Annotated in this window: 17 protein-coding genes and 1 pseudogene; 14 read left to right on the forward strand and 4 right to left on the reverse strand. The window is 43.7% G+C overall.

Annotation, left to right across the window (positions count from 1 at the left end):
* Nucleotides 1-6 precede the first annotated feature (6 nt).
* On the forward strand, nt 7-216 hold the full coding sequence (locus PVE98_RS02635) for an ogr/Delta-like zinc finger family protein (protein WP_096072071.1): 210 nt from the start codon (nt 7-9) through the stop codon (nt 214-216).
* Nucleotides 217-394: 178 nt separating this feature from the next.
* Here PVE98_RS02635 and PVE98_RS02640 read toward each other — a convergent pair whose 3' ends face one another.
* Nucleotides 395-760 (reverse strand): hypothetical protein, encoded by a 366-nt coding sequence (locus PVE98_RS02640; RefSeq protein WP_096072072.1) that lies wholly within the window; start codon nt 758-760, stop codon nt 395-397.
* Nucleotides 761-926: 166 nt separating this feature from the next.
* The gene (locus tag PVE98_RS02645) at nt 927-1,085 is read right to left on the reverse strand and encodes a hypothetical protein (protein WP_227741461.1); all 159 of its coding nucleotides are present in this window, start codon (nt 1,083-1,085) and stop codon (nt 927-929) included.
* A gap of 600 nt (nt 1,086-1,685) precedes the next feature.
* On the opposite strand from PVE98_RS02645, the gene PVE98_RS02650 reads away from it, so the two are divergent.
* From PVE98_RS02650 to PVE98_RS02660, 3 genes are all read left to right on the forward strand, one after another.
* A complete protein-coding gene (locus PVE98_RS02650) occupies nt 1,686-3,107 on the forward strand; it encodes an integrase family protein (protein ID WP_096073844.1) in 1,422 nt (473 codons plus the stop codon).
* On the forward strand, nt 3,104-3,724 hold the full coding sequence (locus PVE98_RS02655; RefSeq protein WP_096073843.1) for a hypothetical protein: 621 nt from the start codon (nt 3,104-3,106) through the stop codon (nt 3,722-3,724). The genes PVE98_RS02650 and PVE98_RS02655 overlap by 4 nt, the downstream gene beginning before the upstream one ends.
* Nucleotides 3,725-3,845: 121 nt before the next feature.
* Nucleotides 3,846-4,055, forward strand: a complete 210-nt coding sequence (locus PVE98_RS02660; protein ID WP_227741500.1) for a helix-turn-helix domain-containing protein — start codon at nt 3,846-3,848, stop codon at nt 4,053-4,055.
* Nucleotides 4,056-4,155: 100 nt separating this feature from the next.
* Here PVE98_RS02660 and PVE98_RS02665 read toward each other — a convergent pair whose 3' ends face one another.
* Nucleotides 4,156-4,338: a YlcI/YnfO family protein gene (locus PVE98_RS02665; RefSeq protein WP_096072075.1), complete on the reverse strand. Its 183-nt coding sequence runs from the start codon at nt 4,336-4,338 to the stop codon at nt 4,156-4,158.
* A 139-nt stretch (nt 4,339-4,477) separates the two neighbouring features.
* Here PVE98_RS02665 and PVE98_RS02670 point away from each other — a divergent pair, with 139 nt between their 5' ends.
* Genes PVE98_RS02670 through PVE98_RS02685 form a run of 4 tightly spaced genes read left to right on the forward strand, consistent with a single transcriptional unit; the run spans nt 4,478 to nt 6,581 of the window.
* Complete coding sequence (locus tag PVE98_RS02670; RefSeq protein ID WP_096072076.1) at nt 4,478-4,678, forward strand: host cell division inhibitor Icd-like protein; 201 nt, start codon at nt 4,478-4,480, stop codon at nt 4,676-4,678.
* Complete coding sequence (locus PVE98_RS02675; RefSeq protein WP_096073842.1) at nt 4,671-4,865, forward strand: hypothetical protein; 195 nt, start codon at nt 4,671-4,673, stop codon at nt 4,863-4,865. The genes PVE98_RS02670 and PVE98_RS02675 overlap by 8 nt, the downstream gene beginning before the upstream one ends.
* Nucleotides 4,855-5,223, forward strand: a complete 369-nt coding sequence (locus PVE98_RS02680; protein ID WP_096072077.1) for a hypothetical protein — start codon at nt 4,855-4,857, stop codon at nt 5,221-5,223. Before PVE98_RS02675 ends, PVE98_RS02680 begins: the two co-directional genes overlap by 11 nt.
* Nucleotides 5,220-6,581, forward strand: coding sequence for a helicase RepA family protein (locus tag PVE98_RS02685; protein WP_096073841.1), 1,362 nt, complete (start codon nt 5,220-5,222; stop codon nt 6,579-6,581). Before PVE98_RS02680 ends, PVE98_RS02685 begins: the two co-directional genes overlap by 4 nt.
* Before the next feature lie 536 nt (nt 6,582-7,117).
* On the opposite strand, the gene PVE98_RS02690 is transcribed toward PVE98_RS02685, so the two are convergent.
* A complete protein-coding gene (locus PVE98_RS02690; protein WP_127908395.1) occupies nt 7,118-7,783 on the reverse strand; it encodes a hypothetical protein in 666 nt (221 codons plus the stop codon).
* A 154-nt stretch (nt 7,784-7,937) separates the two neighbouring features.
* Here PVE98_RS02690 and PVE98_RS02695 point away from each other — a divergent pair.
* The 6 genes and pseudogenes from PVE98_RS02695 to avs2 form a co-directional block, all read left to right on the forward strand.
* Nucleotides 7,938-8,224, forward strand: a pseudogene (locus PVE98_RS02695) (primase-like DNA-binding domain-containing protein); the annotation flags it as partial.
* A gap of 257 nt (nt 8,225-8,481) precedes the next feature.
* Nucleotides 8,482-8,637 carry a hypothetical protein gene (locus tag PVE98_RS02700; protein ID WP_187143667.1) on the forward strand — a complete coding sequence of 52 codons (156 nt, stop codon included), beginning with the start codon at nt 8,482-8,484 and terminating at the stop codon, nt 8,635-8,637.
* A 164-nt stretch (nt 8,638-8,801) separates the two neighbouring features.
* Nucleotides 8,802-9,896: a hypothetical protein gene (locus PVE98_RS02705; protein WP_227741499.1), complete on the forward strand. Its 1,095-nt coding sequence runs from the start codon at nt 8,802-8,804 to the stop codon at nt 9,894-9,896.
* Nucleotides 9,897-9,908: 12 nt separating this feature from the next.
* Entirely contained in the window at nt 9,909-11,135 is a 1,227-nt protein-coding gene (locus tag PVE98_RS02710) for a hypothetical protein (protein WP_313619113.1), read from the forward strand.
* A complete protein-coding gene (locus PVE98_RS02715) occupies nt 11,132-11,779 on the forward strand; it encodes a hypothetical protein (protein ID WP_333620466.1) in 648 nt (215 codons plus the stop codon). Before PVE98_RS02710 ends, PVE98_RS02715 begins: the two co-directional genes overlap by 4 nt.
* A 1,903-nt stretch (nt 11,780-13,682) precedes the next feature.
* Nucleotides 13,683-18,167 (forward strand): AVAST type 2 anti-phage system protein Avs2, encoded by a 4,485-nt coding sequence (gene avs2, locus PVE98_RS02720; protein ID WP_096073835.1) that lies wholly within the window; start codon nt 13,683-13,685, stop codon nt 18,165-18,167.
* Nucleotides 18,168-18,510 lie beyond the last annotated feature (343 nt).

Here is an 18,510-nt window from a genome sequence, read left to right on the forward strand (position 1 = left end):
TCACAAATGATGCATTGTCCGCTGTGTCAGAGCGCTGCCCACACGCGCAGTAGCCGTTACATCTCTAACGAGACCAAAGAGCGCTACAACCAGTGCCAGAACATCAACTGCAGCTGCACCTTTAAGACGCACGAGAGCGTGACCGGCATGATCGTGACGCCGGGTAAAATTGAGAAGGTGGCGACAGGAAAGAAGCAGCCTGAGGTTCGTGCCTGAGCGTTTAGGCGTTTGAAAAGCAAAGCCCGCGTAAGCGGGTTTTTTTATGGCGGCAGCGCCGCCTCTTGGAGTTCTGGCGATAAGTGTATGGGGGGCAGGGAGCTTGCCGCGTTAGCAATAACTATTACCGATAAAACTCTGGCTAACACAAACCACCTGAGAAGGTGGTTTGTGTTTATTACCAGCTAAGTTCTTGTTTGGTGGCTTTGGCGTTCTGTTTGTACATCATTTCAAGCGTTGTGTAGGTGCACATATCCAGAGTTCCCTGACAGTAATCTTTGATGACGCGATCTAATACGGTCCTGTCGCTCACTTTTGTGAGTTTTTTAAATGCAGTCAGGTTCTGCTTTTCCATCATGCGTAAGGTGGTCGGCTGGCACATATCTAGCTGACCGTCGCAATAATCCGCTTTCACGCGCTTCTGAATGTAGCTGATCACTTCCTTCTTCTGGCCCTCTGAGCCATCAAAGTCCAGCGGGTGGACGAAACCTGCGTTAGCAGCAGATGAAGCGAGTAAAAGGGCAGCCCCAAAAAGTATTTTCATTAAGAATTCCTTATCAAAAAAAGTAAGGGGTGAGATTAATCCTAATTGCTTCGGAAGTGAACTACTGAATGCGTAGCCTGCGGACATTGAGAGCCTGTTGAGGATGAATGCCAATCCGATGAATAAGAGAACGCTTTGAAGATGCAGGCCGGTTGAAAGCTGATGTTCAGTACGGCGTTGCAGTGAGGTAAACGGGCACCGAGTAGATGTTATTGCCGACGCGGCAGGCAGGCGTATTAGTGAAGCGATAAACGGTGCCTTTTACGGATAAATAGATCGCGCCATCATCGACTTTCTGTAGCGCGTAACGGTCCGATGTGATCATAAAGGGTTGGTTGCTATCTTTCAGGCTCGCCATAAAAGCATGGGCATCTTTGTGGGCATCGTATCAATAGAAGCGGTAAGAAAAACTGGTCGTGGCGCCTGCACTGGCTTCGGTGATATAGAGGCTTACCTGAGAGGTAACGGGAATGGTTTATAGTAGAGGTTGTTCGAGCAGGGAGAAATGGGCAGTTTTAAACGCTGCCCATAGCAAGACAGGAAAAAGTAAAACAAGCAGGTAGCGTTTTTTAAAACCCTGTGCATTTCGTATATTCTATACCTATTTTTATTCATGCCTGATCGTCTGTATCCTATCATCTCCAACAAAAAATCCACCCTTAAAAGGTGGCTCTGATCTGTTGTTTTAGCAGCTTAAATTTGGCGGTTCCTTCTGGGTTTGAACCAGCGACCATGCGATTATGAGTGCAAAATCAATAACTTACGTCAAATTACCTCTCTATGCTTTTCAGTACCTTCCCAATATAATGACCGCTGTATAAATAACCAGAAATCATTCCAAATACGCTCTCGGGGAATCCTATAGGTATCCTAGCTGGACCATGCGATTCGCAGGATACCCTGATCGTATGGTCGAGGAGATTGAATGGAAACGTTCAAATTCACGAAAACCAGGCTGGAAGAGCTGCCTCCTGCTGCCAGGGGACAGGTGGAGTATGGCGACACGGTAGTAAACGGGCTACGGATCCGGGTCGGCGTCAGCGGCATTAAAAGTTTCTGTGTATCCCGCAAGAAAAACGGCAAGTTTTTCCGGGCAACGCTGGGGCGTTTTCCTGCGCTGTCGGTGGAGAATGCCCGGGCGAAAGCACTGGAAGTCATGGGCAACATGGCCCTCAGCGGTCAGAACCCCAATATTCAGAAACGTACGCATGAACGGGCAGCCGTCACCCTGCAGGACGCCCTGGACACCTATATTCTCAGCCGCGAGCATCGCCTGAAGCCGGCCACCGCAAAACAGTACCGGAGCATTCTGGGCAATTATTCGGGGGACTGGCTCTCACAGCCTCTGGCTTACATCACCCGCGATCGCGTTGAAGCCCGTCATAAAGCCATCACGCATGGCACGGTCTGGTATGGTGCGGACAAGCGTTCCCTGCGACGGGGTACAGGGCAGGGTAGCCATGCACAGGCGGATTTATGGGCCCGCGCACTCAGGGCGGTTTACCGTTTCGCACACGATCACTACCGGGATGAGGAAGGGCGAACCCTGCTTCCCGATCCGCCCACACTGGTGCTCAGCACCAAGCGGAAATGGCATGGCACGGTCAGGAAAAGCGACCGCATCCGTACCCATGATCTTGGCCGCTGGTTATCTGCGATAGAGAAGGTGAGGGGGCAGGCAGAACTGGAACGTGATGACTTTGCTGCGACCATATGTGATGCCGTGGAGATGGCCACGTTTACGGGCCTGCGTAAGTCCGAAATATTTGGTCTCGCCTGGTCCTGCGTTAACCTGGGCGGCCGCTACTTCTGGATAGATACGACAAAAAACGGCGATCCGCTTGAACTGCCCATCACCCGCACATTACTGGCGTTATTCCGCCGACGCGCTGCGGCCCGCCGTGGGGAGCATCCTCTGGTCTTCCCGGGCATAAAGACCACCATCAAAGAATACCGCCATGTCACCGGGCGCATCAGTCGGTCAACGGTTCCTGATCCCAACCCGGACAACCTGCAGCCCATCCCGTTCAAGTGGCATGACGCGAGGCGAACTTACGGCACAGTGGCTGAGCTGGCCGGGGTGGGGAGCTATATCCTGAAGCGGCTGATGAACCACCGGACGCTGCGCAGTGCCGATGTCACGCAGGGGTATCTGCACTTTGGCGCGGATGAGCTGCAGGCGCCTGCAGCAAAAATTGAGCATGCCATCCTGAGCTACAGCGGGAGAGCAGATAGGCCCGATGGCCTGGATGCCCGACTGAAAGAAGCGCTGGAACACCTCAGTGATGATGAGAAGCGAAGACTGCTTTTCTCACTCTCGGAAAAGGCCAATGAGGTCAGGAAATGATTGATGATATCAAAGCGGAAATGACAAAAAAGCTGGAAGAACTGGCCATGGCAGAGCCAGTGACAGCGTACATCAACATGTTTTACCTGGTATTGTCCTTCAGTGATGCAGACCGCAGGGCGTATATCACCGAAATTTCAGATCCGCTCTGGTGTGCGGACCTTGTGAAAAACAACTTTGACCGCGCCCGGCTGGCCCTTCTCAAATCTTATCTGCTGCTTCTGCTTGAGCAGCATTACCACACAGCCACTTCACTCCTTCCTGCCCTGAAGTCTTTCGACATGCTGGGACAGACCGATACCGCGTCGTTTGTGGATATCGCCATGAATAAGCTGCGTGAGTCTGAAGAGTTTCGTCGGGAAGTGTACTGCGGGCATAACAGCAGGAATGCATCAGGAAGGCGTAATAAACATGCAGATGAGGTGATCGCGATAATGTCAGAAACCTGGCGCCATTATCCGCACACCCCTAAAAATGCCATGATCAAAAAGGTGTATACCCACCTGAAGGGACAGGTCAGTGAAGAGACGCTGGCGCGCTGGATTAAGGAGGAGAAGCTGGGGCCAGTTTCTGTCGTCCGGCCGTGTCCTCCTTTTCGTCTGATCATACCCTCATAGCGCGTTATGATCCCCTTATAGCGCGTTATGATCCGATCACAGCGCGCTGTGAGACTACCCCCGGCCTATCCGACAATAGATATTCACCATCGGTTTTTAACTGCTAGCGATGGTGATAATCATGCAACACCCTGTCAGCCCGAAAATAACCTGCCGTCTGACCCGCTCAGAGGCGGCTCTCTATCTGGGGATTACACCGCAGACCCTCGCCAACTGGGCAAGCACCGGAAAGGTGCAGATCCCGCATTACAAAATTGGCCGCAAAGTTATCTATTTTCAGTCAGACCTGGACGCTTATCTGGCGTCCACGCGTCGTACGCAGACCGTGTGAGGTTACCCATGCTGATTCAGCAAACCTTCACATGCTTCTGGCGGGATGAGTTTGATGTGGTCTCCGGCGTGTATGCACTCGCTGGGGTTTCCAGTCGTGGTCAGCCTTTGGGTTCGATGCCCTGGCGCTCTAGTTTTTCTCGGCATGCTTCTTTAACCCAAGAGCTGAACTTACCAGGACCTGCGGCAGTATCGATTTGCTCCAAAAGGTCATCTTCGAACCGAATGTTTTTGGCTGTGCTGCTAGAGCGATCAAAATCGCGCTTAGTTTTTTTCTCTTGCATTGGTATATACCACTCATATATTGTTATCATAGATGGTATATACCATTGCTTTAGCAAACAAGCTTTAAAAACAGCGAAGCCCGCAGGTGCTACCAACACCGACGGGCCTCTTACCAAACCGTTAATCGAGGTAACAGTTATGGCTATGAACAAGCATACCCAAACTCGTCCCAAATATCAGTATCGCTTCCTGGCCGTTTCCCGTCAGGACCGGTCGGTTCCCCCGTTCCGTCTTTGCATCGATGCCGGCTCAGAGCAGGAGGCTCGTCGCCTGCTGGCCCCTTACTTCATCCTTTCCTTCGCGGGCCAGCTTCCCGCTCAGGAGGCCCGGAATGCGTGAGCCCATGGACTTAGATCAGGCTGAATACCATGCCGAACTGGCCACCTCTCTGTATGAGGTGATTATGGATAAGGCTTGTGAGGAGTGTTCGCCCCAGCTGCTGCACCTCATCAGTCTGGCCTGCGATATCAACTTTGAGGTCTACCGTGCGCTCAGGGCAGACGGAGGAAAGCAACATGATCAGTAACGTGAAGTTCAACGAACTGGCCGGCCGGGTAGAGGCTCTCACTGCGCGCGTCGAAGACCTTGAGGCCCGCCTGAATGCGCTGGTGGATTCGCAGGGCGGTACCATCCCGCCCGGTATGGCGCCGGTCAGCGCGCTGGCGGCTGAGTTTGGTATTTCCACCAAAAAAGCCGAGGAATTGGCGCACAACGCTGGCGTGATGCTGGTGCGGCATAAGTCTGGAGGCTATCTAGTCCCGGACGAGAAGTTTCGTGAAGCGGCACGGTTGGTACTACGTGCAGCGAAGCGGAAGTACGGCTCGGCGTACTGGTATCACCCGCTGATTGGCAAGTTCCAGATGAGCGGAGGCTTACCGAAATGAGCAATCCTCTGCAGCTTACTGAGCCTCTTTCTGATGCGCTCTTTGCCTGCGTTTATCTGTGGGCGCACGGTCGCCCCTGCAGCCGCTCAGAACTGGAAAAGGCCGCCCGGCAGCATAAAGACCCGACTACCCGCTGTGGAAAGCTGGTGGTACGCCTGATGCAGCTGCACGGCATGACTTATGAGGACCTGTGCGATGCCGGCTATCTGGGTACTGACGCAGAGCAGGTGAAGGCGCTTCGCCGCTCAGTCGTGGCTGAAATTCTGGGCTCAGACGGGCTGAACGCCTGCCTGCGCGACATCGGGCGCATTCAGCGCGTCTTTCCTGCAGCAGACCAGACGAGGACCCGGCTGCCGCTGTCACGCGGCTCTGAGGGCTTTGACGCCCGTCAGGACTATGTGATGAAGCATATCCTGCCTGCGCAGGCTCTGTGCAGCATTTATGGTCCCAGCGGCTCGTTTAAAAGCTTTCTTGCCGTCTCCTGGGCCTGCCATATTTCGGCGGGCCTCCCTTGGGCAGACCGCAAGGTAAACCGTGGTGCAGTGCTGTACATCGTGGGTGAGGGCGGCATTGGCGTACCGCGCCGCATCCGTGCATGGGAGCAGGTTTATCAGCAGCGCGTGGAAAACGTCTGGCTGGTAAACCGCCCCGTCTTCCCGGTGCGTCAGTCAGAGGTGCAGGAGGTTATCCTGGCGGCGAAGCAGATTGAGTCAGATGGCGGTCTGCCGGTGCGCCTGATTGTCATCGACACGCTGGCGCGCTGCTTTGGCGGAAATGATGAAAACGACGCCCGTGATATGGGCGCGTTTATCGAGGGCTGTGACGTTATCAAACAGAAGACCGGCGCCACGGTGCTGGTGGTTCACCATTCGGGAAAAGATGAGGCCAAAGGAGCGCGGGGCTCCAGCTCATTTCGTGCGGCTCTGGATGCTGAGTTTCAGGTAAAGCGCGAGGGCGATCAAATCGCCATGATACTGACCTGCACGAAAATGAAGGATGCCGAGGAGCCGAAGCGCCGGGCGTACGATCTGCAGCCGGTAAAGCTGTTTACGGATGAAGAGGGTGAGGAAATCCATTCGCTGGCCGTGCGGGATATAGCCCGGAAGGCTGAGGAACGTGAACCTGAACTCGCTGGTGTACCGAACATAACAGGAAATCATATGGCACTCTGGCAGGCTATTCGTAGTCGTATTGCCAGCCAGGAGGCCTGTACAAAAATGATTGTACGCGACGATCTTAAAGCAATGGGGATTAATACCAAGCACTTTACCCGCTGGCTGCAGAAGCTGACTGATGATGGTCTGGTTATCCAGAACGGTGATCACCTTACGCTCCATTCTCATTACAAAAGTGGGTAAAAAAGTGGGGAGGTGGTGGGCAAGGTGGGGAGCAGGACCCCATATTCCCCACTTTTCCCCTGTATATAACCAGAAAGTGGGGTGAACCTCTGAAACCCGCATCAGTACTGGGCTGGGCAGGGTTTTGAAAAAAACAGGTGGGGAGCAAGTGGGGAATTGAAAAAGTGGGTAACAAGTGGGGAGTAGAAAGAGAGGCTTAAATGGCCGTATGCTTACACATCGCTGGACTGACGTTATGGCTCATTCAGGAAAGCTCATGTGAACGTCTGCTGTATGCCAGAAGCGGATATTAGCGATTTTGCTTTGTTCAAAAGCCGCCGTGAGGCAAGTTTCTCAGGCTGCTAAACTGGCATTCGGCAAACGCCCATATCACCGAATAGCGCCCTCTACCCCGTCGTGACGCCTAGGAAAATATATGTTGTGGTTTCCCCAGCAGCTGCCAATACAGTAACTGCAGGCGAAACGGCGAGCCAGCACGAAGGGATAATAGGCCAGTTTATCCGCTGTGCCATCCGGAAAAAACAAGCAGTGTAGGGTTACCTGCTTCTGCCTTCAAGCGTAAGAATCTGCGCGTTAATTATTTCACTATATTTTTCAAGTGAGTTTATCTTTTCTCGCAAAGAACTGGCTTCAGCTTCATACCTCGAGGCCAGTGAACAGTGTGAAGCAAATACATCGTAGTCCTTTTTTTCTTCGCACTGTTTTTTGTGAGACCCTGCATTTGCACTAGTTTCATGTAACGATGCCTGGACTTCATCTATCTTATGATTATTAGCCGTAAGTTTATCGCTTAGCTCTCTGATTTTACTTTCTTTTAACTCTACCTGACGCTGGCTGTCATTACTGCTTAGATCATGAATCGTATTTTTCAGGTTCTGATTTTCTTTTAAAAGCTCTACATATCGGTTTGTCAGCGTATTCTGACTTTCATTTAAAACGGCAGACATTGCAGTGACTTTCTTTTCAACTTCATCGTCTCTGCTGGTTAGTGCCGCGTCATATCGGGCCTGAAGCAACTCCAGATTTTTGTGCAGAAGCTCGTTCTCATGAGTTTGGCTTTCAGACCTTACGTCCATCTCGCTGATGACAGTTACATTCATAGCTTCATAGGTTATTCCCCCACCAAGAGTGAGGAGAGTCAGACATGAGGAGATCGGATGTTCTTTAAGCCACGCCGGAAGCCATTCATTGATATTAAACATGCAGAATTTCTAATGATTAAAGAGATAATGAATTTAACAGATATCATTAGCTGAAAAAACAGCATCCGTAAAAGTTCTCAGCCCACGGATGAGTTAACTTTAACTGCTGTAGGCGATTCTTTTTCAGCATCGCATAGCCAGCTGTTTTCCAGAATGCGGTTACCTGACAACGGCAAATCAGTGCGAGGCATGCTGATCGGTAACGCAGAAATGATTCCGTTCAGCCAGCGACGCTATCTCTATCACGCCTATATGGCTTACATGCGGGCGACCAGGCTGAGCAAGCCGGTATCGCTCATGCGGTTTGGCACAGACATGCCTGAGTATGGAAAGCCGTATGAGAAGAAGAAGACAAAGCAGGGCATGAGGTCAAACCTACTGCTTACCCCCGAGGCTGAAGAATGGATGCCCCGTTGTTTTGAAACTACACAAGAAAAATAAATTAATTAAAAAAGTGTTCACCAGTGTTCATCCTGTATAAAAACCCTTATTTATCATAATTATAAGGGGTGAACACTTTTTCTTCAAGTGTTCACCAATTAAATGCATGATAATTATAATAAAAATTGCAAAGGTGAACAGCTGAACACTTAAACCACTATTCTTTTTTTTCGTGCGTTCAAAACAGAATTGCTGCTCTTTATGTGTCCGATAATTCAGAGGTTGGACAAATCGCCCTGATACTGACGTGCACGAAAATGAAGGACGCCGAGGAGCCGAAGCGCCGGGCATACGACCTGCAGCCGGTAAAGATATTCACGGATGAAGAGGGTGAGGAGAGCCATTCGCTGGTCGTGCGGGATGTCGCCCGTGAGGCTGATGAGTTAGAGCAACGTATGTTAAGTATGAAGTAGGATATCGCTCAATCGCACCTTGATTTTAGCTTGTCGCTTGATGCATCTTATAAAAAAGTTTAAATTAATTAGGATTTTTCTTATTTTTTCACGCGCAGTGAGTGAGTCTGAGTAAGAAAAAATAAATAATTATTAAACCTTAAATTACAATGCCTTATGGAGGAATGATGGGCGGAGAGACAAAAAATATTGATGAAATTGCAGGCATTATATCTAGTAGAATATTTGATGAGTTAGGTTGGCAAACTCAAGTCACTACAGATATCAGCTGGGATTGTTGCTTAAGATCACATTTAAATGCTAAGCAACTTCTGGCTGAAAATCCAAAAAAGTCACACCCTACTGATGTGGTGTTCAAATACAAAGATCCTTATTCCGACGAAACTCAATATGTGCAAACAGATTTAAAGTCTTATTGCGCGAAAACACTTGAGGGTAATAAGAAAATATTAGCGACTATCCGAAGCTTATCCCAACAGGTAGAGTGCGCCCCAAGAAATACATTCTGGAAAAAAACGTTTCTCGATAATACTCATGAAAAATATAACGTTCATGGGTTGTTGTTTATATATAATCATGATAGTGAATATGATAAAGATCTTTACGATAAGTTATCAGGCGCAGCAAGCGCTCAATATAGTCTCCCCGAAAAATCTATTATAGCAGTGATGGATCCGAAACTAATAAGGTTTTTGCTTGATTTCACGGAGACATTAGAAAAAAGGAGAGCTTATACAGATAAGGCTCATCAAGAAAAAAATATATTATGGCATAAGATTCCTGAGGTGGAGAAATGTACTTTCTTCTACCCCGACAAGCATAATAAGATTGCTACTAAAGGCAAAAACCTACCTGCTACGCTGGAGATGATTACGTCAGGAATGCTTCTTTACTCATATGAGCATGATTTTATTCGTGACGATGACGGTAATAGGATTGATAATAAAATACTAAATATTTTTTGGCAAGAGGAAGTGAATTCTAGCGAACATTTTATATTTATGCTTGAATATATTTTCAATTACCAGTTACTAAATCAATTTGATAAAATATTCATTACCACTCCGTTTTCTTCAACTTCAGGTGATTATCTTAAAGAAGCAATAGATAACTATGCGGGTATTTACTCATTCACAAATAATCATATCGAAACCCTTAGGGATAAAGTTGTTTCAATCCCTTTCACTAACCAAAAGCTATCAATATTTGAGTACCAAGTGGCCAGTAAACAACTCAATAGAACATGCCATTTTTCTTAGAGGAAGAATCAAGTGAATAAATATCAAGCCACTTTGTTTTCGAACGAGAGCGATATCTATACGGCTTTACATTCTAATGGTGCTCGAATAACAGAAGTCACGTTGCGAAAAATCGCTTTTCAAAGAGGAATAATTTTTCCGGAAAAATTAAAAAAGGAAGAGTTAATTGAAAAGATATCCGATCTCCCTTTTTCATATAATCATATCAGAGAGATACAGGACAAATTAGCAACAAAGTCTAGCCAAGATGTTTTTTCAGTAAAAAGAATATATGAAAATTTCGATATCGAAAAACTTTACGATGTTGTTAACAGGGTAAAGGATAAAAGGCCCAGATTATTAGGGCATGAAAAAATTGATCATTACTCAGGCATACAAACTTACCATATCTCTATTGATTATACTGAATTTGACTTCAGAAGAGGAAAATTTCAGCAGAAAAAACTTTATAGCGGAAGCATTGTATTTATAGTCAGAAATGGCTATGTATCCGTCAGGTACAACTATACTCAGCGTATTTCTGAAATATTAGACCAGATTATTGATACATACTTATCGACAGTCAGTAACAATATAACCATCAACGAAATAGATTTATCAAGTATTACAGACACAGATCTCCGTAACACTTTTGCTGTTCATCTTTATGATTTTGATGGGGATTACAAAAGTACTGGGTTCGAATATGCAGGTCTTGAAAAAGTTCGTGTAAGTAGAATCAAAACTCCTTTAGATATTAAAAATGATGACATTCCAGAAAAAGAAGAGAAAGAAGACTTAACGTCCTCTGAAGATAGCGAAAGTCTTGATGATGAATATGATCAAGAAATAGCCTCTGACGATAATGAGAATTTGACTTTCAACATAAATAACGCTTCTTATGACGGTTTATCTCTCGTAAATGCGCCTCAAATTAAGGAGTTGTGTAGTGATGGATTTTATCGAAGTTTAATCCGATGGAAATCATTTTCCTCGTCATTAAAAAATTGCATGGTAACTTTCGAGCTTAGCTTCGACGATAAGTACTATGGACGAAACATCAAGTTTAGAGCATTATATAAAGAAACAACCCACTCATCTGCGACAAAAGATAAGCTGACTGATGCGGATTTCGATCAGGTCATGAAACAATTAGAAGAGAAAATATTCTTAATTAATGACTTTATTATCGAAGAACATGCTAAAAGATACCCAGCAAATACTATGTCTTGCGTAACATTAAATCAGGAAGCTGGATGATGATAAAGGTGAAAATATACAGGGTAGAAAAAGATATATCTCGTAAAGAGATAATGCTTAAGATTAATGATAACCTCTATCATGAAGATAAGGGTTATGGATTTCATATTGTTAATGATGGTGAGGTACTTGAAGTTAAGTTCACCATAAGAAGTATTAGTAAGCAAAATATAGAGTATGCAAATGGTGAGCATTCTGAAGTTGAATTGGCCACTTATTTGAATGTCAATTTCGGAATCAGACAAAACAAAAAAATAGTATTGTATGCTATAAACCCTCCGGTAAGTATGAAAGTACCTTATACTATGGTACATAAATTATTTGGAGAAGAAAGCGGTTTAAAACCAGTTGAATTTGACCTTCGTAATGTGATTAACGGTCTTTCTGAACAATATGATCTTAAGATCAAGTCTATGTCACTTTCTAATATACCGGTAGATCCTTTCACATTAGCCAAAACTAAAATAGTAAGCTCGAAAAACCTTTATGAAAATTATAAAGGTAACTATATGAAAGGTTCGGCGATTCTAGATTCGGTACATTTTTTCGTTAATGGTATTGAAACAGAGATATCAAGAACTGGTAGATTTCGTGTAAGAGAAAGTCAGCTTTCAACTTTTTTGTCTATTTTAGAATCATTATAGATTCAAATAATTATGGATAACATTAGGCCTACTTTTTGTAGGTCTTTTTTATGATTTTGATTATTTCTTCTTCTATTTTATCAAGTCACTGAGACGTTAACCAAGACTATATCTTTATGAAAAAGATGCAAACGTCCGCTTTTAGCTCATAGTGGACATAAAGCCTGAAGGCAGGATAAGGTAGTTATAATTCTACAAACCAGTCATACAAACGTTGTCCGTTTCAAGCGTACGCATAAAGCATTGTTGCGCTGGTAATATTTGGAAGTCAGGCTGGTGGACAACCTCAAAATGAGGACTTGTATTCCTTTCAACTAGTTATGAGTCATGGTAACGATTCAAGCCCGAGGCATGATCTATATCTGGCTCATCTTCATACTATGGGCACGATAGTGAGTTAGGCGAGAGGTCGCTAGTACCCTCGATACTGAAATCAGAGTGTTATCAATCGAATATTCCGTCGACACCATCCCGGGCGGGACCAAAGTGACGGTGAATGGAAAAAAAATCAACGACTTAAGTTGCAGTTGAGCGTTAGCAAAATGGGAGGTAATGTCGCTGCCAGGGGTTTTGCACTTTTTGGGTAAAACTTTATTCAGACAAAGTTATCGACTTCTGAGCAGATAACCAGCCTGATGATGGCTGAGTGCACAAGCGCTGGTAAAGTATTGAACATCCACAATCGCTACAGAGATAAATTCATTGAGAGGATGGCCTGTATCCTCAAAGTGAGGACGGATGAAATAAACAATAGCTTACGTGCTCTGTGCCTGACCGAAGAGCCGGGTGGTCCTTAAACGAGGGACCGAATTAAGCGTCAGGACGCGGGAGGCCACAGTGACCTCCCGTAGTAAAATCAAAGCGTTATTCATCAATTGACCTGACTGCACTCTTTATAAAGAGGTCAAAGGGACGGTCCCGGACAAATCAAAGCCTTAGGCTGTAGCCGTATGTTTGCCCTTATTGGGAAGTCATTGCGACTGCCCGGGAGTTTTGTTTTTCAGGCACGGTTTTCACTTCTGGCCAACCAACCAACCAACCAGCCAGCCAGATGATGGCCGATTATTGTGGCAGTGTCAGGGCAGGGAATAATGAGCGGGTCCTCCCGGAGGGGTACCCTGTCCACGAGGCGGCGGCCCCGCAGAAAACGGCTAGTTTTGCGATTTTCATAGGGACACCACCACGTGTCGTAACCAATTGAATTTATGAGTTAAATCGGTTTTTGAGGTGTCCATTCCGCCAAAAGCAGGGACAGGTGGGCAGCGGTTAATTACATGATATTAAAAAGGAAATCTGTAACTGAGCTGGGGCGAGTAGGTGGGGATTATACGACACCATTTAAGATATGTAGGTGAAGCTTAAAAATCACAGGGCTCTGTCTCATTCTAGGCGCCTCTGGATGCAGAATTTTAGGTAAAGCATGACTATGATGACCAAAGTGACGAAGAATGGAATAAACAACAGCTTATGTGACATATCGGTAAGGCTGTTTTCTCCATGTAGTGCTCATCTCATGCGAACGTGCTGATGGTGATGGGCTCCGTCGGTAGGGTTGGCAGGTCGGCAGCCTCGAGTGGTTTAAATCAGCGATGCAAACATCGCAATTATTTGTTGCTGGAAAGCGAGGGGGGAAGGAGAGTAGTGGCTGCTTGCTTATATATGGCAGGCCTGACATTACTGATCGCACATGAAAGCTCATGTCGAACGTCCGCTTTGTGCCAAGAGCGGACATTCGTTCGACAAAAGATGTAGCCTATATTAGTTGACCATTAGTAGAGAATGCTGCGAATATATCAAGCAACGCGAAGATGCAACCTCTGTTTGGTTACCCTACAATTGAATGTGGCTCCTCAAAGAGGTTACGAGTCTTCATTAAAATATGAAAGATGCAGGATAAATAAAAATGGAACCTGTCTCAATAGCAATTAGTAGTGCAGCGTACTACGTTGCAACAAAATTTGTAGACCAATTTATATCTCAGGAAGGGTACGGATGGTTGCGAAGGAAGCTCTTCCCTAAGCAAACATATGCAGACAGGCTCTATCAGTTGATTGAGGAAACGGCTATAAAATTTGAAGCCGAACATCCAATTGAGTCAGATAAAGTTCCATTTTATCACTCTAAATTTTTATTCGATGCACTAAACGAATATATTTTCTTTAAAGGACCCCCTAATAAGGTTGACTTGTTGCATAAGTTCAGTGATTTTCCAAACGTACTTCCTCCAACTCAAAATCAACTTGAGCGTTTTTATAAAATCCTCACATTTAAAATAAACAATTGCAACACACTAAAGAGTCTCCATATTGAAGAAGCTTATAAAGAAAAAATATTTGACATTAGTGACGAGCTTATTCAAATCAGACTTTCTTTGCAATCTATAGATGAGAAACTAACTTTTCACTTGAGTGATGATTGGTTAAATGAGAAAAGTAGACAAGCAATAGCGGACTTGGGAGGGAGATACACACCCGAACTCAACGTAAAGCTAGAAATAGCTAAGATATTTGATGGCCTCGGCAGAACTAGTGGTTTTTCTGAAGCGTTTTATTTAAATATAGATAGTTTTCTGATTGTTGGAAATAAGTTAAATAGTTGTGATGTGATTTCTTCACAATTATCTGCAATAGCTCAAACCTTAAGGGAGATTGAAAATACATATCAAGCAATGAATTTTCATAAGTTAAATGAAATTCCGAAAAACAAATTCAATGACTATATTTCCATGTGCCAAGCAGCTACTGATGAGGCGGAGTCAATATTGTGGAAACTCCGAGAAAACTCAGAAAAATCAGGTGAAACTAGGCACTACAGTGATAAGTATTCATCTACTCTGCGAGAGCTTCGGGAGTTTAACTACGCGTGTAATGATTTATTTGCATTCATTAACTCCTTAACAGTTAAACTAGCTAATAACCCCTTCCTCCTTCTCGAAGGAAAAGCTGGAATTGGTAAGTCTCATTTACTTGCTGACGTGATAAAAACACGAGTATTATCGGATTATCCTTCTCTACTTATACTAGGGCAACAACTTAATTCAGATGAATCTCCTTGGGCTCAAATCTTCAAGAGGTTACAAATTAAAATAACTTCTAGAGAATTCTTGGAAAAACTGAATTTATATGGTCTGAAGACCGGAAAAAGAGTCCTGATTTTTATTGATGCTATTAATGAGGGGAATGGCAATAAATTTTGGAATGACAACATTAACAGCTTTGTCGATGAAATTAAATGCTTTGAATGGCTTGGTCTGATAATGTCAGTCAGAACAACATATAGAAGTGTAACAATTTCCATGGAAAATGTAAGACGGAACAATTTTGAAATTTATGAACATAGTGGGTTTCAGAATGTTGAACTAGAGGCTGTCAGTCTCTTTTATGATTATTACAATATAGAGAAGCCTTCATCACCTAACCTTAATCCAGAGTTTAGAAACCCTCTATTTCTTAAATTATTGTGCGAAGGAATCAAAAAAAATGGCTTAACTAAAGTGCCTGTTGGATTCAGTGGAATCTCAAATATTCTGAATTTTTTAGTTGAAGGTGTGAATAAATCATTATCATCGCCAAAAAAATATGCATTCGACTCTGGCTTTCCTCTTGTTAAAGATGCTCTCAATGAAATCATAAAATTAAAAACAAAGATTGGCGGCAAAAGCATTTCACTTAAAGATGCTCATTCAGCAGTTCAATCTGTTGTTAATGATTATGTTACCGATAAACATTTCCTCAGTGCCTTAATTGATGAAGGATTGTTGACTAAAGGCATAGTAAGAAATGATGATAATTCTACTGAAGAAGTAGTTTATGTGGCTTTTGAAAGGTTTGATGATCATTTAACAGTTAAGTTCTTATTAGATGATATAGAAAATATCGAAAATGAATTCAAGTCAAATGGTCTTTTGAGAAGCTATTTTAATGATGAATATGATTTCTTTATAAATTCGGGAATCGTGGAGGCTCTGTCCATTCAATTGCCAGAAAAGTATGGGAAAGAGCTTTATGAATTTTTGCCGGAGTTTAGCAATAATGATAAATTACTAGAAGCATTTATCGATAGTTTGATATGGCGAGATATTGATGCTATTGATTATGTAAAAATCCGACCTTTCGTTAATAAGCAAGTTTTTAAATCTAACACTAGCTTTGATTATTTTCTAGAAGCAGTGATCTCAATTTCAGGGTTAGTTGACCATCCCTTTAATGCTAATTTCTTGCATAATTGGCTAAAAAATAACCCTTTGCCGCATCGAGATGCGTTTTGGACTACAAAACTTAAACATAAATATAATGAAGACTCAGCATTTAGGCATCTAATAGATTGGGCATGGGACAGAACAGATAAAAGCTACATTTCAGATGAGTCAATCGAGCTGGTTGCAACTAGTTTATGCTGGTTCTTAACTTCTAGTAACCGACAACTTCGGGATTGCTCAACCAAAGCTTTAGTGAGTTTACTTGAAACAAGAATTCCTGTCTTGAAAAAAATAATTGAGAAATTTTATGGTGTGGACGATCCTTACGTTTGGGAAAGAATATTTGCAGTTGCATTAGGCTGTACGTTGCGAACGGATAATTGCAAAGAACTAAAATGTTTAGCCGAAACTGTTTACCAAAAAGTATTTTGTACTGAGCATGTGTATCCAAATATCTTACTTAGAGACTATGCAAGAGAGATTCTTGAATTTTGTGCTCATCTTGGATTGGATCTTGACGGTATTGAATTATCCAAAATTAGGCCACCATACAACAGCATTTGGCCTGACTACATTCCGTCTAAAGAAGAACTAGAGTCTCTTTATGATAAAGATTCTTATTGGGAACTTTGGAGCTCGATCATGGGAAGTGGAGACTTCTCACGATATACAATTGGAACAAATCATAATCGTTCGAATTGGTCTGGTTGCAAGTTTGGTGAAACTCCTGTTGATCGCAAGAAAGCTTTTGAAACTTTCAAATGCAAACTAACTGATCAACAAAAGGAGCTGTATGAAGCTACAGACCCTATAATTTATGATTATAGAGGGGAGGGAATTACATTCGGGGACATTAAGATCAGACATGATATCGCGAAAGGTAGAAAAACACAGGAGGAAATAAATGCGAACAAAGAAGCGTTTAAGAATTCTTTGTTATACGACCTGTTGATTGAGTTTGAAAATGATATAGAGCCATATCTAGATCACAATAATAACTTGTTGGAAACTGATAAATACTTTGATCTTAGTATAGCTCAGAGATTTATATTTAATCGTGTTGTGGAGTTTGGTTGGGATCCTGAGAAACATGGCGTTTTTGATCGACAAATAGGTACTGGACGTGGACGCAGAGAGTTATTTCAAGAGCGGATTGGTAAAAAATACCAATGGATTGCTTATCATGAATATATGGCAAAGCTAGCCGATAATTTTATTCGTTTCGAGGGCTATAGTAACGAACGAGAGCAAAGTCCATACCAAGGGCCATGGGAGCCTTACATAAGAGATATAGATCCTACTATCTTACTTAAAGAAACTGGAACGAAGAAGTCAAGCAATCAAGAAATGTGGTGGCTAAATGATGAAATATTTGATTGGACTTGCTCTAATGAAGATTGGGTAAAAAGCTCTGCTACGATAACTAATCCATATGCTTTAATTGAAGTTAAAGATGATAATGGTGCTGAATGGATAGTATTAGAAAGCTATCCTTCATGGAAAGAACCAAAAATTATTGGAAACGATGATTGGGGGCATCCACGCAAAGAGGTTTGGTGTCATATTAGAAGTTATATCGTGAAAGAAGAAGAATTTAAAAATTTTAGAGATTGGGCGATACATCAAAACTATATGGGCAGATGGATGCCGGAAGGCGCTGATAGGTACCAATTATTTAATAGGGAGTTCTATTGGTCCGAAGCATTCCAGTTTTTCAAAACAGATTATTATGGTGGCTCAGTTTGGACCTCGGTATCAGACCAAGAGTCTAGCCTTAAGATAGCTGATGTTAGTGTCACGTCTGTTAATTATTCGTGGGGAGAAGAGTTTGATCAATCAAAAAAAGAAACTTTGAGTTTTTTAAAGCCTAGCAATTTAATCTTTGAAAAGATGGGTTTAAAAATTGGGAAAACAGAAGGTAGCTTCAATGATAAAAATGAAACTATGGTTTGTTTTGCGGCTGAAACAATGCATGCATCAACAGCACATTTACTTGTTAAAAAGGAACCATTTTTAACAATGCTAAATAACAATGGTTTCAAAATCGTTTGGACATTATTAGGTGAAAAAGGTGTCATTGGTGGCTCCCTCACCTCAAACCATCATTATGGCCAACAAGAGTTTAGTGGTGCGTTTTATTTTGAAGGAAATCAGCTAACAGGAAGTTATAAAAGTGAATTTGTGAGATAAAAAAATGTAAGAATTAAATAATTAAAAAATAATTGAAAAGGGGTATTTAAGAAACACCCCCTTTAGGACGACAGTCGAATGGTAGCTAATATGCGAGTAAAGATGCTAGCGACGCTAATTTTTGTTCCTCGCTCATACCGGAAGTTTACACTGACGTTTGTGCCATTTGCTTTGAGCAAAGCCTTCAACTGCCTGATATGCGCCACTACCCTTACGGTGCTGGCTGACACGTATAGCTCTCAACCTGAGGACGAGGCGGCGGAATCAACTCAGCAGACTGGAGGCGCGCAGCCATTTTGCGCAATTCACTGCGACATTTAAGGTGTAGCTCCTGCTCAGAAAG

The sequence above is a fragment of the Pantoea sp. GABEPS69 genome, assembly GCF_045780835.1.
Lineage (GTDB): Bacteria > Pseudomonadota > Gammaproteobacteria > Enterobacterales > Enterobacteriaceae > Pantoea > Pantoea septica.

What these genes read in the sequence shown, in the direction of transcription:
- PVE98_RS02700 (WP_187143667.1), top strand. Translation starts at nt 8,482, where the DNA reads ATGAAGGACGCCGAGGAGCCGAAGCGCCGGGCATACGACCTGCAGCCG.
- PVE98_RS02635 (WP_096072071.1), top strand. Translation starts at nt 7, where the DNA reads ATGATGCATTGTCCGCTGTGTCAGAGCGCTGCCCACACGCGCAGTAGC.
- PVE98_RS02690 (WP_127908395.1), bottom strand. Translation starts at nt 7,783, where the DNA reads ATGTTTAATATCAATGAATGGCTTCCGGCGTGGCTTAAAGAACATCCG.
- PVE98_RS02645 (WP_227741461.1), bottom strand. Translation starts at nt 1,085, where the DNA reads ATGATCACATCGGACCGTTACGCGCTACAGAAAGTCGATGATGGCGCG.
- avs2 (WP_096073835.1), top strand. Translation starts at nt 13,683, where the DNA reads ATGGAACCTGTCTCAATAGCAATTAGTAGTGCAGCGTACTACGTTGCA.
- PVE98_RS02685 (WP_096073841.1), top strand. Translation starts at nt 5,220, where the DNA reads ATGAGCAATCCTCTGCAGCTTACTGAGCCTCTTTCTGATGCGCTCTTT.
- PVE98_RS02650 (WP_096073844.1), top strand. Translation starts at nt 1,686, where the DNA reads ATGGAAACGTTCAAATTCACGAAAACCAGGCTGGAAGAGCTGCCTCCT.
- PVE98_RS02675 (WP_096073842.1), top strand. Translation starts at nt 4,671, where the DNA reads ATGCGTGAGCCCATGGACTTAGATCAGGCTGAATACCATGCCGAACTG.
- PVE98_RS02670 (WP_096072076.1), top strand. Translation starts at nt 4,478, where the DNA reads ATGGCTATGAACAAGCATACCCAAACTCGTCCCAAATATCAGTATCGC.
- PVE98_RS02680 (WP_096072077.1), top strand. Translation starts at nt 4,855, where the DNA reads ATGATCAGTAACGTGAAGTTCAACGAACTGGCCGGCCGGGTAGAGGCT.
- PVE98_RS02655 (WP_096073843.1), top strand. Translation starts at nt 3,104, where the DNA reads ATGATTGATGATATCAAAGCGGAAATGACAAAAAAGCTGGAAGAACTG.
- PVE98_RS02705 (WP_227741499.1), top strand. Translation starts at nt 8,802, where the DNA reads ATGATGGGCGGAGAGACAAAAAATATTGATGAAATTGCAGGCATTATA.
- PVE98_RS02715 (WP_333620466.1), top strand. Translation starts at nt 11,132, where the DNA reads ATGATGATAAAGGTGAAAATATACAGGGTAGAAAAAGATATATCTCGT.
- PVE98_RS02640 (WP_096072072.1), bottom strand. Translation starts at nt 760, where the DNA reads ATGAAAATACTTTTTGGGGCTGCCCTTTTACTCGCTTCATCTGCTGCT.
- PVE98_RS02660 (WP_227741500.1), top strand. Translation starts at nt 3,846, where the DNA reads ATGCAACACCCTGTCAGCCCGAAAATAACCTGCCGTCTGACCCGCTCA.
- PVE98_RS02665 (WP_096072075.1), bottom strand. Translation starts at nt 4,338, where the DNA reads ATGCAAGAGAAAAAAACTAAGCGCGATTTTGATCGCTCTAGCAGCACA.